General features: G+C 62.6%; 1 protein-coding gene. It reads left to right on the top strand.

All coding sequences use genetic code 11. From position 1 onward, the window contains the following. Nucleotides 1-21: 21 nt before the first annotated feature. Nucleotides 22-206: hypothetical protein (locus DIE12_RS38985; protein WP_311768021.1), on the top strand; the 185-nt coding region annotated here is incomplete at its 3' end.

The raw sequence follows: 206 nt of genomic DNA, 5'->3' as shown, positions 1-206 counted from the left end.
CTGTTGGTCGAGCTGAGGCCGGTGGACAGCGAGCTGATACCGGTCGAGGTCGAAGTGGACAGTGAGCCGATCGAGCTATTGGCCGACGAGAGGCCGGTCGACGTGGAAGTCGAAAGCGAAGCGACCGAGCTGTTGGTCGAGCTCAGGCCAGTGGACAGCGAGCTGATACCGGTCGAAGTCGAGGTGGACAGCGAGCCGATCGAGCT

Source organism: Burkholderia sp. Bp9015 (genome assembly GCF_003853505.1).
Classification (GTDB): domain Bacteria; phylum Pseudomonadota; class Gammaproteobacteria; order Burkholderiales; family Burkholderiaceae; genus Burkholderia.
This window is presented reverse-complemented; position numbering and strand designations above follow the sequence as displayed.